This window comes from Jatrophihabitans endophyticus (assembly GCF_900129455.1).
In the GTDB taxonomy this organism is placed as follows: domain Bacteria; phylum Actinomycetota; class Actinomycetes; order Mycobacteriales; family Jatrophihabitantaceae; genus Jatrophihabitans; species Jatrophihabitans endophyticus.
Map to the genome: position 1 here is coordinate 273,365 of NZ_FQVU01000005.1, position 14,231 is coordinate 287,595.

Sequence of the window (14,231 nt, forward strand, 5' to 3'; positions counted from 1 at the left end):
GCGCTGCGGGCCGCGTACGGGGCGGACGCCGCTGTGGCACGTTTCCCGCCCCGCCGCATGGCCCGCGGTGACCACGGCTGGCTGCGAACGTTCGGCGGCGTCCCCGGCGGCGACCGACGCAGCGAATCCACGATCCGCAGATGAACGCCCTGCGCAAGGGCCTCGTCGACGCCGGCCTCGACCCGACCACCGACCCGTTCCGCGAGTTCTTCGTCGGCCGGAACCCCGGCTGAACCGTGCGCCTACGTGTGTCGAACGGGGCGTCGCTTATCCCAGCCATGCGGTGCCGCTATTTCCGCCACGTTTCGTCGCGCTGTTCACTCCTGCTACGCCGACCGGCGTGCCCCGTCGCAACCGCAGGAGGTCCCATGCCCCAGGCTCGCCGGAGGAGGTCACCGATGACGGTGACCCGGAGACGTTCCGCCGCCGCTTTGTTGGCCGTGCTGTGCAGCGCCGGTACCGGCGCCATCGGTATCCCGACCGCCGCGGCGCGCGGCGGCAGCGTCGACGTGCAGTCGGGCGAGACGTGGACGGTGGCGCGGACGACGCAGCTGCACCGGCTCACCGTCGAGGCCGACGGTGCGATCACCGCGCCCGACGGCTACGACGTCACGCTCACCGTCGACGGCGTCGAGACCGGCCAGGTCATCCCGACGGCCGGCGCGGTCGACACGGTCTTCACCGCCGGCACGTACACCGGGGACGTCGTCCTCACCGTCACCGCGCAGAATCCCGTCACCGACAGCGGGCTGACCTATCCGTTCCGGCAGGCGCTGTACGTGGACTCGACGGGTGTGGTGAACACGAAGTCGGTGCTGGCCGCGGTGCGCCGCGGCCGCGTCTCCGACACGGTGGCCAGGAACGTCCGCCTGGTGTCGACGGGTGAAGCGTTCAACGGCGTGTATGTCTCGGGTGGGTCGTACGCACTGCAGCACCCGACCATCAAGTTCACCGGCAACGGCCGGTCGGACTTCGCCGGGTACGGCGCATCCGTGATGGGAACCAACGGCGCACGCCTCGTCGTCGACAAGGCCGACATCGACAACACCGGCACGGTCCGCGCGGGGGTCGTCGCCGCCGGTGGCAGCAACGTCGTCGTGAAGAACTCGCGCATCGCCACCCACGACGGGACGCTCCCGGCCGGCTACCAACCCACCGTCGACACCTCTTTGATGGAGCAGGTGCCGTGGATGCTGAGCCTGTCCGGGAACGTGCGGGCCACCAACCTGCTCGGGACGAACACCAAGGCGACGTACCTCAACGACAAGGTCTCCTCGACCGGCTGGGGCGTGCTCTCGACCGACAACGGGCAGGACGGCCAGCTGACCTCGATCAACAGTGACCTGGCGATCACGGGTGCGGACGGTTACGGCTCCTACGCCATCGGCAACGCCACCGAGCGCTTCCTCGGCACGCGCGAGAACGTCGCGACGTACGCGCTCATCAACCGCGGTGGCGCCGTCCACTACGGCGACAGCACGCGGTCGGCCGTGGCCGCGCTGAACACCAGCCTGGATCTCGGGCTGACCAGCCGCGAGCTGCGGGCGATCCCGCGACGCAACACCGTCATCAACTCCCGCCGCTTCGGGATGATGTGGCACGGCGCCGGCACCGTCGCCATCGACGGCGGCACCGTGGTGAACACGAAGGAGGCGACGTTCCTCGACAAGGGCCAGCAGATCGGCGTCGACGTCGACGGCTCGTCCGGCGCGCGACTGAACCCGGCCAACGGCGTGCTGCTGCAGCTGATGGAGGACGACGACCCGGGCCCGCAGATGGTGAACGGCAAGCTGCTCAACACCGGCGTCTACCACGAGCCCACGACCGCACCGACGAAGGTGGACAGCTTCGACACCACCGTCGCCCACGACGCCGACGCGACGACGACGTTCGCCGACATCGCGCTGAAGGGCGACTTCTACAACGGCATGCGCGGCGGCTCGACGAGCACGGCACCGGGCCCGGGCGCGGGCGTCGCCGGCAAGAACCTGGTGCTGACGCTGAACAACGCCAGCCTGCGAGGTGTCGTCTCCGCGTCGACCACCCGGCACCACCAGGACACCATCGCCGCCGCGGACTACGAGCAGCTCGGTGAGGTGACGAACACGGTCTCGCCGGTGGTCAACAACGGTGTGGTCGTGACCGTCGGCAACGACTCGCGCTGGACCGTCACCGGCACGTCGTACCTCTCGAAGCTGACCGTGGCCGCCAACGGCCGGGTCACCGCACCCGCGGGCAAGCACCTGACGCTGCGGGTCGACGGCGTGAAGACCGTCCTCGTGCCCGGTGCCACCTACACCGGAGCGGTCACGCTGACCGTCGGCTGATCGGCCGGAACAACCGGCACGGCAGGGGCCGGGTCACCGCACGGTGACCCGGCTCTTCGCCGTCCCGCCGCCGCCCCCTCGTCAATTCTGACGATGCGAGGCACAGCCACCGGTCGCGATGCTGTGGTCACATCCCAGCGAGTGTCGGAGGCGGGTCGCAGTGGCGGTCAAGCACTTCATGTTGTTCCTCGACAAGAACGCGAGCATGCACGGGCTCGAGCACGACAAGATCGTGCGGGGGACCGGAGACGGCGGCATGGCCGTGTTCACCATCGTGGACGTCCGGGCGCCCGGAGAGGGCTTCGACAAGGACATCACCGTGCACGTCAAGTCGAGCGACGCGCCGCACTTCGACGGCGCGCACCCGATCACGCGCATCGAGTACGGACCGAGGCTGACGCGAGCCGACGTCACCGAGTGCCATTTCCTGAACAAGCGTTAGCGCGTCGCACTGACGAGCGGCGGGCGCGCGCCGGCGACCTTCCTCGCGACGACCGGTCACGCACTCTCTCGCGGCCTCGACATCAGGTACGTCTTCGGGTCGGACGCGGTCCCGAGCTCGACTCGGTCGTCGAGCCGGCATCGCAGGAGGACAGCGCGCCGGCGCGGCCACCTCGCCGGCTCCGGACGCTCGGCTCGCGGTAGAGCGAGCCGACGAACGAGCGCGAGCCTTCGCTGCGCCTCATCCGTCTCAGCGACACCACCCGTTCCGAGTTGTCCACAGGCTCGATCCTCCAACTCCCGAAATGTCCGGATCTGTCCTACAGTTCGTTCGCTGGACAGGGGCTTCGGGCGCGGGGAGGGTGGTCATGGCGGCGACGGCGCACGCGATCGTCGAGGACGAGGTCCGCGAGCTCGTGCGTCGCCGTGGGATCGACCCGATCGCCGAGCCCGAGGCCGTCGCCCGGCTGGTCGACGAGGTCCTCAACGACTACCACGATCGCTCGATCACCTCGTCGCTGCCGCCGATGGGCGACGCGACCCTCGCCGGTCGGGCGGTTCTGGACGCCGTCGCCGGGTTCGGCCCACTGCAGCCCCTGCTCGACGACTCGGGCATCGAGGAGATCTGGATCAACGAGCCGGGGCGGGTCTTCGTGGCGCGGCGCGGCCGCTCCGAGCTGACGACCGTCATCCTCACCGCCGACCAGGTCGCCGAACTCGTCGAGCGCATGCTGCGCCCCACCGGGCGGCGCATCGACCTGAGCACGCCCTTCGTCGACGCCATGCTGCCCGACGGCTCCCGGTTGCACGTCGTCATCCCGACCATCACCCGCCGCCACATGGCGGTGAACATCCGCAAGTTCGCGGTGGGCCTGCGCAGCCTCGACGAGTTGGTGCGCGTCGGGTCGGTCACCGGGCAGGCCGCGCGTTTCCTCGACGCATCCGTGGCTGCGGGGCTGAACATCCTGGTCGCGGGCGGGACGCAGGCGGGCAAGACGACGATGTTGAACGCCCTCTGCGGCGCGGTCCCGGCGCGCGAGCGGATCGTGACGGTCGAGGAGGTGTTCGAGCTCAACCTCGGCCTGCCCGACGTCGTCGCGATGCAGACAAGGCAGGCAAATCTCGAGGGAACGGGCGAGATCCCGCTGCGCCGGCTGGTCAAGGAAGCACTGCGCATGCGGCCGTCCCGACTCATCGTCGGCGAGGTACGTCAGGAGGAGTGCCTCGACCTGCTGATCGCGCTCAACAGCGGGCTGCCCGGCATGTGCACGCTGCACGCCAACTCGGCGCGCGAGGCCCTGGTCAAGATGTGCACGCTGCCGCTGCTCGCCGGCGAGAACGTGTCGGCGGCCTTCGTCGTGCCGACGGTCGCGGCGAGCGTCGACCTCGTCGTGCACCTGGGTCTCGAGGCGTCGGGTCAGCGGCGGGTGCGCGAGATCGTCGGCGTCACCGGTCGGGTCGAGGGGGATGTGATCGAGACGGCCGAGATCTTCGGCACGCGGCGCGGCCGCCTCGAGCGTGCCGACGGCTACCCGCCCCACGCCGAGCGTTACGCGGCGGCCGGCATCGACCTCGTGCGGGCGCTCGGCCAGGGAATCGACCCCGCCGCCACCACACCGGCGACTCCGGCGACCGCCCCGGCGGCCTCGACGGCGGGGCGCTGACGTGGGCGCGCTGATCGGTCTGCTGGGCGGCCTCGGCATCCTGCTGATCTGGCGCAGCGGGCCACGCGCCCCGGTCCGGACCGGCACGGGGTCGCCGACGTGGGCGGTGCGGCGCCGAGACATGCTGCGCCAGGCGGGGATCGAGGGCGTCGGGCCGGCCCAGCTCGCGGCTGCGCAGGTCCTCGCCGCCCTTATCGCCTTCGTCCTCGTGGTGGCGCTGACCGCCACCGTCTCCGTCGCCGCGTGCTTCGGTGCGTTCGGCTTCGCGTTGCCCGTGCTCGTGGTGCGACGTTTGCGCAAGCGCCGGCAGACGGTGCTCCGCGAGCTGTGGCCCGAGGCCATCGACAACCTCGCGTCGGCGGTGCGTGCGGGCATGTCGCTGCCGGAGGGCCTCTCGGCGCTGGCCGTCCGCGGCCCGGCCGAACTGCGGCCGCCCTTCGCGCGGTTCGCCGCGTCCTACCGCGCGACCGGCCGCTTCGGCGACTGCCTGGACGCGCTCAAGGACGACCTGAGCGACCCCGTCGGCGATCGCGTGTGCGAGACCATGCGCGTGGCCCGCGAGGTCGGCGGCAGCGATCTGGGCACCGTGCTGCGTACGCTTTCCGAGCTTTTGCGCGCAGACGCGCGAACCCGGGCGGAGCTCGAGACGCGGCAGGGCTGGGTGGTCAACGCGGCGCGGCTGGCCGTGGCCGCACCCTGGGTCGTGCTGCTCCTGCTGGGAACGCAGTCCGAGACTTTGCATGCCTACGACAGCCCCGGTGGCACGCTACTGCTCGCGATCGGCGCCGCGGTGTGCGCCGTCGCCTACCGGGTCATGCTGCACATCGGCAAGTTGCCCGAGGAACGGCGGGTGCTGCGATGACCGCGTCGTGGTGGACCGGTGCCGTACTCGGCCTGCTCGCGGGTCTCGGGGTCGTCGTCGCGGTCCGCGCGTCGCCGCCCATGCGACCGGTCCGTCTCGCCGACCGCATCGCGCCGTACCTCGGCGACACGCCACCGCCGTCGCGGCTGCTGGCCCGGCCCGAGGCGACCGCTGCGCCCTTCGTCGTCGTGCGCCGGCTCTTCGGACCCGTGCTCGGCGAGGCGGTCGGCGTCCTCGATCGCGTCCTGGGTGGCCGGTCGGCGGTACGACGCCGGCTCGCCGGGTTGGGCTCGTCGATGACGGTCGAGGACTTCCGCATCGAACAGGTGCTCTGGGCCGCCGTGGGCGCGGTGGCGGCGGCGGGGTCGGTCGGCGGCGGCACGCTGCTGCGCGGCCGCCCCGAACCGTTGCTGATCCTGCTGGCCGCGATCGGCGGTTTGCTGGCGGGCGCGCTCGGCCGGGACTGGTGGCTGTCGCGGCAGCTGGAACGACGGGAGCAGGCGATGCTCTCGGAGTTCCCGGTGGTGGCCGATCTGCTCGCGCTGTCGGTGGTGGCCGGTGAGTCGCCGGTCGAGGCCCTCGAACGCGTCTGCCGGCTCACCGGTGGCGAGCTGGCCCGCGACCTGCGGCGCGCGCTCGACCGAGCACGTGCCGGCAAGCCCGTGGCGGCCGCGCTCGGCGGTCTCGCCGACGAGACGACGCTCGAGTCCTTCGCCCGTTTCCTGCAGGGCCTCGTCGTCGCCATCGAACGCGGGACGCCGCTCGCGGACGTGCTGCGGGCGCAGGCCGTCGACGTCCGCGAGGTCGGCAAGCGGGCGCTGCTGGAGGCCGGTGGCCGCAAGGAGATCTCGATGATGGCGCCGGTGGTCTTCCTGATCCTGCCGGTGACGGTGCTGTTCGCGCTGTTCCCCGGCCTGCTGACGTTGACGTCGCTGGCCCGCTGAGGCCGGACGAGAAGAGGAGGGCCCATGAGACTGGTGCACCGGGTGACCGCATGGTTGTTGCTCTCGCTGGCGCAACTGCGTGAGGACCGCGATCGCGGCGACGTCCCGGGGTGGGTGATGGTCACGGTGATGACGGCGATCCTGGTCGTTGCGATCCTGGGGATCTTCCAGCCGCAGATCAAGCGGGCGCTGTCCGGGATCATCGACTCGGTCAGCGGCGGCGACAAGTAGTCGCGGATGCGGACGGCCCGGTTCAGGGGTGACGACGCGGGTGCCGCCGTCGTCGAGTTCGTCATGATCGCGGTGCTGTTGCTGATGCTGCTGTTCGCCGTGTTGCAGGTCGCCGTCTACTTCTATGCCCGCAACGTGGCGTCGTCGTCCGTCGCGGACGCCGCGCGGTACGCGGCCGCCGAGGGCGTCGCCCCGCGAGCCGGTGTGGGGCGGGCGGAACGGCTGATCCATCAGGGCCTGGACGCCGCGGACGCGGACGCGATCGACTGCAGCGCCGCACTGTCGCGGGACGTGCCGTCGGGGTTGGCGACCGTCACCGTGCGCTGTCGGGGCCGGGTGCGGTTGCTCTTCACGCCGTTGGGGTTGCCGCTGTCGGTCGACGTCACGTCGCGGGCGCTGCGAGAGCACCGATGACGGTCGGCGCGGTGGCGGCGCTGACGGCGCGGTGGCGACGGCGTTCGATCGACGACGTCGGCAGCGCCATCGTGGAGTACGTCTTCGTGGCCGTGGTCGTCATGGTGCCGTTGGTCTACCTGATCGCCGCCGTGGCCACGGCGCAGCGCACGAACCTGGCCGTCACGACCGCGGCGCGCGACGCCGGCCGCGCCTATGCGACCAGCGCCACCGCGGCCGAGGCGCAACGACGCGTGCGGGCCGCGGTGCGGTTGGCGCTCACCGACCAGGGTGTCCCCCCGGACGGTGCGGACGTCCGCTTCGTCGGCGCGGACGCCGGCTGCGACAGCGCGCGCGTCGTCCCGTCGCTGCGACCGTCAGCGCAGTTCGCGGTCTGCGTGACCACGCGCGCGGAGCTGCCGGGAATCCCGTCCGTGCTGGCCGGTCGGGGCATCCGCTGCGTGGGCCGGTACGTCGTGCACGTCGACGACTTCCGCGAGACCGCCGATGGCTGACGGCAGCGACCGCGGTGACCGTGGGTCGACGATCCCCCTCGTCCTGGGCTTCTTCCTCCTCGCCCTGGCCGTGGTCGCCGGCTCGATCGCGCTCGGGCAGGCGTTCGTCCAGCAGCGCGACCTGCAGTCGGTCTGCGACGGTGCGGCGGTGGCCGCGGCCGCGAGCGGGGGCGACCTCGACCGCGACGCCGACCTCGGCGCCCGCGACTCGCTGCGCTTCACCGATGTCGACGCGGAGGTCGAGCGGTACCTCGCGCGCGACCCGTCGCGTCACGGCGTCCGGGCGCGGGCCGGGCTCTCGGCCGATCGCACCCGCGTCACGCTGCGCTGCGAGCAGACCCTGCCGCTGGCCTTCGGCCGGCTTTTCGGCCGGGCCGACGTCCGCCACACCGCGGTGTCGACGGCCCGGGCCGCGGTCGTCGGCTGATAGTGAGCTGGGGAAGGACTGAGACGAGGGCCGGCCCGGTTTCAAGATCATTGCAGGCTGGACGGCGTGGCCGGCGCGTCGCGCCCGAACGCTGGCGCGCCGGTCACCCCGCCCGGTAGGGCCCTTCGGATCGCACCGTCACGGAGCCGGGACGGCGAGTCGACGTGCCGCGTCGATGAACATCGCCTGCGCGGTACGGCCGCTCAGGTCGTCGGTCGCCATCGCAGCCGACACTTGGACCCATGCACGCGGGGTCGCGCTGCCGATCCTTGCCACCGGGGTGCCGCCGGCGAGCGAGACCTGCAGCGGGTCCCGGGCCGACCCATCGGTCCGCTCGCGACACCGGCTGGTGCCCAGGTCCTCGCAGAACTGGTCCGCGAGCGGGAGGCGTGACGCCGCTGCGTACGGCACGTGGACGGACAGCGTGGCGCCGAGCGGGGTCAGCCGGTTGCCGGTGCCGTAGGTGCACTCGACGCCGGCCCGCGTCGGGAAACCCTTGCCCACGCCGAAGACGTCAGCGTCGACGGCGGTGCGCAGCTCCGGCGACGAGAGGCCTCGGCAGAACTCCACCGGCGTGACCGGCGACGCGGTGTGGCCGAGGGAGTCGGCCGGGCAGATCGGCGGCGCACCCTCGTTCCGGGGGAGTGAGCTGCACGCGGCAGACCATGCCTGCACCTGCCGCGTGAGCACGACAGCCGAGGACGCCGCGGAGCTGCGAGAGGCCGAGCCGACGGTGGGGCGACCACCGCCGCCGTCGTCACGGCATGCGGCGACGAGCAGAGCCGTGACGAGCGACAGTACGAGGCGGCGGATCATCGAATGCCGGCGTCGGGTAGCGGCGATTCCCACCCGATTCGAGCAAGCATGCGGCAACTGTCACCCTCTTCCTGTCGGAGCGGCCGGCCCGGTGAGGTGCGTCGCGGCTGTCCGGTCTCCGGGCAGCAGACGGTAGAGCGAGGCAGCGTGGTTGCGGAAATCCGAACCGCAGCGGCGGGTTCCGAGCTGCAGCTCAGCGCGGCTTGCGGCGCCAGCCGGCGCCCACGACCGTCCGCACACCCGGTGGGCAGGCCGGCTCGCCGTCGCGCCAGACCCCCGCGAACCAGGCGGGCCAACCGCGCGGGGCCGGCCACTGTCGCGGGTCGGCCGGCAGTCGGAGCCGCGGGAGCTCCTCGGTGGCCGTCCACGACGGCCGGCTCAGCGACGCCGCCGGCACCCACGCGGCGAAGGGGACGTCGTCGTCCCCCGCGCCGGTGGTGACGCGCTGCTGCCACGTGACGCATCCCCACCACTCCTCGGCGGCACGACCCCACGCGTGCAGGGTGACGGCGAAGGGCGGCCGATTGATCCGCACGGCCATCACCACGCCATGATTGGAGCACATCAGTTCGATTAGCGGCCACCGCGGTGTCCGGGTCGCGCTATGCGCGCGTCGCGACCGGTGCGGTCGCCCCGGGACGGTGATGCGCGAGGATGGGGCGATGCGCACCGACATGGTGGCCGAGGTGGCCGACGGGGTCTTCCTTGCCCGCGGCACCGACGTGAACTGGGTCCTGCTGCGCGAGGGGAAGGACGTCACGCTCGTCGACACCGGCTGGGCAGGTGACCGCGCCAAGGTGTTGGCCTCCGTGGCTGCCGTCGGTGTGCGCCCGGAGGACGTCCGAGCTATTTTGCTCACTCATGCGCATATCGATCACATGGGTGCGGTCAACCACTTCCACACCTCGTACGGGACGCCGGTCTACCTCGACGAGGTGGAGGTCGCGCACGCGCGCCGTGAGTACCTCGAACAGGCGGGGCCCGGCGTCGTGATCCGCAACCTGGGCCGGCGTGGCGTGCTCGGCTGGGCGCTGCGCGTCGCGCGGGTCGGTGCCACCCGCGACATCACCGTGGCCCACGCGCGGCGGCTGCCCGCCGCCGGCGACGACGGCGCGCTCGACCTGCCCGGCCGTCCCGTGCCGGTGCCGATGCACGGTCACACGTCCGGCCACAGCGCCTTCCACCTGCCGGCCGCCGGCGTGGTGATCACCGGCGACGGGCTCGTCACCGGCCATCCGGCCACCGGTGTCGACGGTCCGCACGTGCTCGGCGGCATGTTCGACCACTCACCGACCGAGGCGCTCGCCGCCCTCGACGCGCTCGCCGGCCTCGGTGCCGACGTCGTCCTGCCCGGTCACGGCCCCGCGTACCGCGGCCCGGTCGCGACCGCGGTCACGATCGCCCGGCAGCGGGCTACCGGCGGCGCCACTCCTCCCGGGTGAGCGCGTACTCGACCTCGCCCTAGTCGGCGCCGGGGATCGGCCGCTCCCATCGCTCGCGGAACGTGCGGACGTAGCGCAGGCCGGCGCTCGCCATCGTCGCCCTGGACGCGGCATTCACCGCCATCGTCTGTGCGAAGACGCGCTCGATCCCGAGATCGTCGAACGCGTGCCGAACGAGTTCGCGCGAGCCCTCCCGGGCCGGCGATCTCGTCCGCGAGGTGGTCGTCGGCCAGTGGGACGAGCACGAGCCGCGCCGTCCGCAGCGTCGCCTGGGGCGCCCGTCAGACGGTAGCGACCGAGATCGTGGGGTTTCCGCAGTCGCCGGCGTAGTCGTTGAGCGCGTCGACCTCCGCCGCGTCGGCCGTGAGGTTCCAGCGCGTCTTCACCGCGACCCAGTACTCGACGTACTTGCACGCCGCGCTCGCCGCCGGGGGCATCCACTCCGCCGGGTCGCGGTCGCCCTTGCTCTGGTTGACGTTGTCGGTGACCGCCTCGAGCGTGCGGTCGTCGCCGAGATCGTTGGCATAGGCCTGGCGCCGCGAGGCCGACCAGCCGTAGCCGCCCGACGTCCACACCTCGCCGAGCGGCACCACGTGGTCGATGTCGACGTCGGACTTGTCGGTCCAGGTCTCGCCGTCGTACCAGGACCTCCACTGGCCGCCGGACAGCGTGCACCCCGACCCCTTGGTCGGCGCCTTCGTGGCCTCGGCGAGCAGAACCTCCTCGCGGGTGTCGCAGCCGTCGCCGTCCTCGTCGATCCAGGTCTTGAACAGGTCGCGGTCGTAACCGCTGTGCGCGGTGTTCGAGACGGTCAGCTCGTCGATCAGGGTGTCCAGCGGCTTCGACACGGTGGCGGCACTCGCCGGGCCGGCGGCGACGGCGAGGCCGACGAAGGCGGCGAGCGCGGCGAGCAGGGCGGTCAGGGTGCGGGGCAGGCGCGTCACGGGCGACCTCTTCGTCCAAGGATCCGGGCAAGTGCCACCAAACCACCACATTCACTGCGCCGAGTCCAGTGTTCCGAGGTGAACACGCGGGGATCTACGCTGCTCTCCCGTGCCCCGTCTCATCGTGTTGAACGGTCCGCCGGGCGCGGGCAAGTCGACGATCGCGCAGCGCCTGGTCGACGCGAACCCCCTGACGCTGAACCTCGAGATCGACGCACTGCGTCGCCTGCTCGGGGGCTGGAAGCGCGATCCGCACGCCGCCGGCCTGCGCGCCCGGTCGCTGGCCCTCGACGTCGCGCGCAACCACCTCGACGCCGGTCACGACGTGGTCGTCCCGCAGTACCTGGGCCGGGCCGATTACCTGCGCGAGCTGCAGGCCGTCGCCGTCGCGACCGGCGCGCAGTGGCACGAGTTCGTGCTGCTGGACACGAAGGACGTCATGCGCGACCGGTTCCTCGCGCGCACCGCCGCCGGCCGCGAGCAGGCCCACCTCGACGCGCAGGAGATCCTCGACCGGGTCGGTGGCGTCCGGCAGCTCGAAGCCATGTACGACCGGCTGCTCCTGGTCATCGGCTCGCGCGAGTCGGCGCAGATCGTCCCCGCCCGCGAGGGGCAGGTCGACGAGACGTACGCGGCGGTGCTCAGCCGGCTGGGCTGAGGTCGACGTCGACGACCACCGGGGCATGGTCGGACGGCCCGGTGCCCTTGCGGGCGTCGCGGTCGACGTAGGCGTCGCGCACCGAGTCGGCGAGGCCGGTCGAGGCGTAGACGAGGTCGATGCGCATGCCCATGTTCTTGTGGAAGGCGCCCGCCCGGTAGTCCCAGTAGGTATAGGGCGTGTCGTGCTTCATCGCGCGGGGGACGACATCGACGAGACCGAGCGCCCGCAGCTCCGCGAGCGCCTGCCGCTCCGGCGGTGTGACGTGCGTGCTGGTGGCGAACGCCGCCGGGTCCCAGACGTCCGCATCGGTCGGGGCGATGTTGAAGTCGCCCAGCACCGCGAACGGTGCGGCGGCGAGCTCGACCTGCACTGTGGCGCGCAGCGCCTGCAGCCAGCGCAGCTTGTAGTCGTAGTGCGGATGCCCGACCTCGCGGCCGTTCGGGACGTAGACGGACCAGACGCGCACACCCCCGCACGACGCGCCGACCGCCCGCGGCTCGTGGGCTTCGAGCAGCGCGTCCTCCGGCTGGAAGCCGGGTTCGTCGACCAGACCGCGGCGCACGTCGGCGATGCCGACGCGGGACAAGACGGCGACCCCGTTCCAGCGGCCGGTGCCGTGGACCGCCGCCTCGTAGCCGAGATCGGCGAGCTCGTCGGTGGGGAAGCCGTCCGCGGACGTCTTCAGTTCCTGCAGACAGAGGATGTCGGGTTCGGCAGTGCCGAGCCAGTCGAGCAGCCTGGGCAGCCGCGCGACGACGGAGTTGACGTTCCAGGTGGCGATGCGCACGGGACGCGACCCGCGGCGGGACTAGGCGATCTCGGCGGGGACCTCGGCGGGGGACTCGGCGCGCATCGGGGCGATCAGCGGGGTCATGAGCTGGCGGCGGCAGGCGGAGCGAGTGAGTTCCGCGCCGGCCACGGCGACGACGATCAGCGCGAGGGCGAGGAGGAGGGTCAGCACGACGAGTTCGATACCCGTGGGTAGAGCCTCACAAACCGGACGTGGGCAAGCCGTCGGTACGACGTCGTGTCGGCTTCGTCGCAGCGACGGCTTCCGTTCCCGCGACCCCCGCGGCATCGTGTCCCCATGGCTGCGGTCGACCGGTTGCGTGCGATCTGCCTGGGCCTGCCCGAGGTCCAGGAGCGAGCGAGCCACGGCTCGCCGTCGTTCTTCGTCCGCGGCACCACGCAGTTCGTGTCGGTGGACGACCACCATCACGGCGTCGACCACCTCGGCTTCTGGTGCCCGGCACCGGCCGGCGTCCAGCAGGAGCTGGTCGCCGAGGACCCGACCCGCTTCTTCCGGCCGCCGTACGTCGGCGGTCGCGGCTGGCTCGGCGTCCGCCTCGAGGCCGACGCACTGCCCGCCGTGGACTGGGAGGAGGTCGCCGAGATCGTGCGGGACGCCTACCGCTGCGTGGCGCCGAAGGCCCTGCGTGAGCGCGTAGGCTGATCGGTCGTGGACGTCCCGGCCGAGCTGAAGGAACTGTCCGCGACCCTCGCCAGCATCGAGGCGGTCGTGGACCTCGACGCGTTGCGTCGCGAGATCGCCGACCTCGAGACCCAGGCCGCCGAACCGACGCTGTGGGACGACGTCGAGAATGCCCAGCGGGTGACGTCGCGGCTGTCCTACGCGCAGGGCGAGGTGCGCCGCACCGAGGACCTCCGGCGCCGCCTCGACGACGCGCAGACCCTCTACGACCTCGGTGTGGAGATGGACGACGCCGATTCGCGGACCGAGGCCGAGTGTGAGCTCGTGTCGCTGCGGCGCGCGATCGACGAGCTCGAGGTCCGCACGCTGCTCTCCGGCGAGTACGACGCCCGCGAGGCGCTCGTGACGATCCGCGCCGAGGCCGGCGGCGTCGACGCCGCCGACTTCGCCGAGATGCTGCTGCGCATGTACGCCCGCTGGGCCGAGCGGCACAGCTATTCCATCGACGCGCTCGACACGAGCTACGCCGAGGAGGCCGGCATCAAGTCGGCCACGATCCAGGTCAAGGCCCCCTACGCCTACGGCACGCTCTCGGTCGAGCAGGGCACCCACCGGCTCGTGCGGATCAGCCCGTTCGACAACCAGGGTCGTCGGCAGACCAGCTTCGTCGGGGTCGAGGTGCTGCCCGTCGTCGAGCAGTCCGACCACGTCGAGATCGCCGACGACGACCTGCGCGTGGACGTCTATCGCAGCTCGGGCAAGGGTGGTCAGGGCGTCAACACCACCGACTCCGCGGTGCGCATCACGCACCTGCCCACCGGCATCGTCGTCACCTGCCAGAACGAGCGCTCGCAGATCCAGAACCGCGCGTCGGCGATGAACGTGCTGCAGGCGCGGCTCCTCGAACGGCGCCGTGAGGAGGAGCAGAGCGCGATGAACGCGCTCAAGGACGGCAGCAACAGCTGGGGTAACCAGATGCGCAGCTACGTCCTGCACCCGTACCAGATGGTGAAGGACCTCCGCACCGACTTCGAGGTCGGCAATCCGCAGGCCGTGCTCGACGGCGAGATCGACGGCTTCATCGAGGCCGGCATCCGGTGGCGCCGGGCGGCGGAGACCACCCCCGCCTGAG

General features: G+C 72.0%; 18 protein-coding genes and 1 pseudogene. 13 read left to right on the forward strand and 6 right to left on the reverse strand.

All coding sequences use genetic code 11. The features are described 5' to 3' along the window. The first annotated feature begins 398 nt into the window (after nucleotides 1-398). The 9 genes from BUE29_RS17975 (at nucleotide 399) to BUE29_RS18015 (ending at nucleotide 7,804) form a co-directional block, all read left to right on the forward strand. Complete coding sequence (locus tag BUE29_RS17975) at nucleotides 399-2,327, forward strand: hypothetical protein (protein ID WP_073391803.1); 1,929 nt, start codon at nucleotides 399-401, stop codon at nucleotides 2,325-2,327. Nucleotides 2,328-2,487: 160 nt separating this feature from the next. After that, nucleotides 2,488-2,769 carry a hypothetical protein gene (locus tag BUE29_RS17980; protein WP_073391804.1) on the forward strand — a complete coding sequence of 94 codons (282 nt, stop codon included), beginning with the start codon at nucleotides 2,488-2,490 and terminating at the stop codon, nucleotides 2,767-2,769. Nucleotides 2,770-3,136: 367 nt separating this feature from the next. After that, a complete protein-coding gene (locus BUE29_RS17985; protein ID WP_084181359.1) occupies nucleotides 3,137-4,432 on the forward strand; it encodes a TadA family conjugal transfer-associated ATPase in 1,296 nt (431 codons plus the stop codon). Between the two features lies 1 nt (nucleotide 4,433). Then, a complete protein-coding gene (locus BUE29_RS17990; RefSeq protein WP_073391805.1) occupies nucleotides 4,434-5,294 on the forward strand; it encodes a type II secretion system F family protein in 861 nt (286 codons plus the stop codon). Beyond that, nucleotides 5,291-6,238, forward strand: a complete 948-nt coding sequence (locus BUE29_RS17995; RefSeq protein ID WP_073391806.1) for a type II secretion system F family protein — start codon at nucleotides 5,291-5,293, stop codon at nucleotides 6,236-6,238. The genes BUE29_RS17990 and BUE29_RS17995 overlap by 4 nt, the downstream gene beginning before the upstream one ends. Before the next feature lie 24 nt (nucleotides 6,239-6,262). Further along, nucleotides 6,263-6,469, forward strand: coding sequence for a hypothetical protein (locus BUE29_RS18000; RefSeq protein ID WP_073391807.1), 207 nt, complete (start codon nucleotides 6,263-6,265; stop codon nucleotides 6,467-6,469). Nucleotides 6,470-6,475: 6 nt separating this feature from the next. After that, nucleotides 6,476-6,883 (forward strand): TadE/TadG family type IV pilus assembly protein, encoded by a 408-nt coding sequence (locus BUE29_RS18005; RefSeq protein WP_073391808.1) that lies wholly within the window; start codon nucleotides 6,476-6,478, stop codon nucleotides 6,881-6,883. After that, on the forward strand, nucleotides 6,880-7,377 hold the full coding sequence (locus tag BUE29_RS18010) for a hypothetical protein (RefSeq protein WP_084181361.1): 498 nt from the start codon (nucleotides 6,880-6,882) through the stop codon (nucleotides 7,375-7,377). Before BUE29_RS18005 ends, BUE29_RS18010 begins: the two co-directional genes overlap by 4 nt. Then, nucleotides 7,370-7,804, forward strand: coding sequence for a pilus assembly protein TadG-related protein (locus BUE29_RS18015; RefSeq protein ID WP_073391809.1), 435 nt, complete (start codon nucleotides 7,370-7,372; stop codon nucleotides 7,802-7,804). The genes BUE29_RS18010 and BUE29_RS18015 overlap by 8 nt, the downstream gene beginning before the upstream one ends. Before the next feature lie 138 nt (nucleotides 7,805-7,942). On the opposite strand, the gene BUE29_RS18020 is transcribed toward BUE29_RS18015, so the two are convergent. Beyond that, nucleotides 7,943-8,620, reverse strand: coding sequence for a hypothetical protein (locus BUE29_RS18020; RefSeq protein WP_073391810.1), 678 nt, complete (start codon nucleotides 8,618-8,620; stop codon nucleotides 7,943-7,945). A 193-nt stretch (nucleotides 8,621-8,813) separates the two neighbouring features. Further along, a complete protein-coding gene (locus BUE29_RS18025; RefSeq protein ID WP_143168237.1) occupies nucleotides 8,814-9,155 on the reverse strand; it encodes a hypothetical protein in 342 nt (113 codons plus the stop codon). Nucleotides 9,156-9,282: 127 nt separating this feature from the next. Between BUE29_RS18025 and BUE29_RS18030 the strand changes: the two genes are divergently transcribed. Further along, nucleotides 9,283-10,062 (forward strand): MBL fold metallo-hydrolase, encoded by a 780-nt coding sequence (locus BUE29_RS18030; RefSeq protein ID WP_073391812.1) that lies wholly within the window; start codon nucleotides 9,283-9,285, stop codon nucleotides 10,060-10,062. A gap of 19 nt (nucleotides 10,063-10,081) precedes the next feature. On the opposite strand, the pseudogene BUE29_RS23525 reads toward BUE29_RS18030, so the two are convergent. Beyond that, nucleotides 10,082-10,261: pseudogene (locus tag BUE29_RS23525) on the reverse strand (GNAT family N-acetyltransferase); the annotation flags it as partial. An 82-nt stretch (nucleotides 10,262-10,343) separates the two neighbouring features. Beyond that, nucleotides 10,344-11,006 (reverse strand): HNH endonuclease family protein, encoded by a 663-nt coding sequence (locus BUE29_RS18035; RefSeq protein ID WP_234971513.1) that lies wholly within the window; start codon nucleotides 11,004-11,006, stop codon nucleotides 10,344-10,346. A 109-nt stretch (nucleotides 11,007-11,115) separates the two neighbouring features. Here BUE29_RS18035 and BUE29_RS18040 point away from each other — a divergent pair, with 109 nt between their 5' ends. Then, entirely contained in the window at nucleotides 11,116-11,664 is a 549-nt protein-coding gene (locus tag BUE29_RS18040; RefSeq protein WP_073391814.1) for an AAA family ATPase, read from the forward strand. Here BUE29_RS18040 and BUE29_RS18045 read toward each other — a convergent pair. Further along, a complete protein-coding gene (locus BUE29_RS18045; protein WP_073391815.1) occupies nucleotides 11,648-12,454 on the reverse strand; it encodes an exodeoxyribonuclease III in 807 nt (268 codons plus the stop codon). The two genes, BUE29_RS18040 and BUE29_RS18045, sit on opposite strands and share 17 nt — an antisense overlap. Before the next feature lie 21 nt (nucleotides 12,455-12,475). Next, the gene (locus BUE29_RS22605) at nucleotides 12,476-12,628 is read right to left on the reverse strand and encodes a hypothetical protein (protein ID WP_159440898.1); all 153 of its coding nucleotides are present in this window, start codon (nucleotides 12,626-12,628) and stop codon (nucleotides 12,476-12,478) included. Between the two features lie 126 nt (nucleotides 12,629-12,754). Between BUE29_RS22605 and BUE29_RS18050 the strand changes: the two genes are divergently transcribed. Then, entirely contained in the window at nucleotides 12,755-13,120 is a 366-nt protein-coding gene (locus BUE29_RS18050; protein ID WP_073391816.1) for an MmcQ/YjbR family DNA-binding protein, read from the forward strand. Nucleotides 13,121-13,126: 6 nt separating this feature from the next. Further along, entirely contained in the window at nucleotides 13,127-14,230 is a 1,104-nt protein-coding gene (gene prfB, locus BUE29_RS18055) for a peptide chain release factor 2 (protein WP_073391817.1), read from the forward strand. Nucleotide 14,231 lies beyond the last annotated feature (1 nt).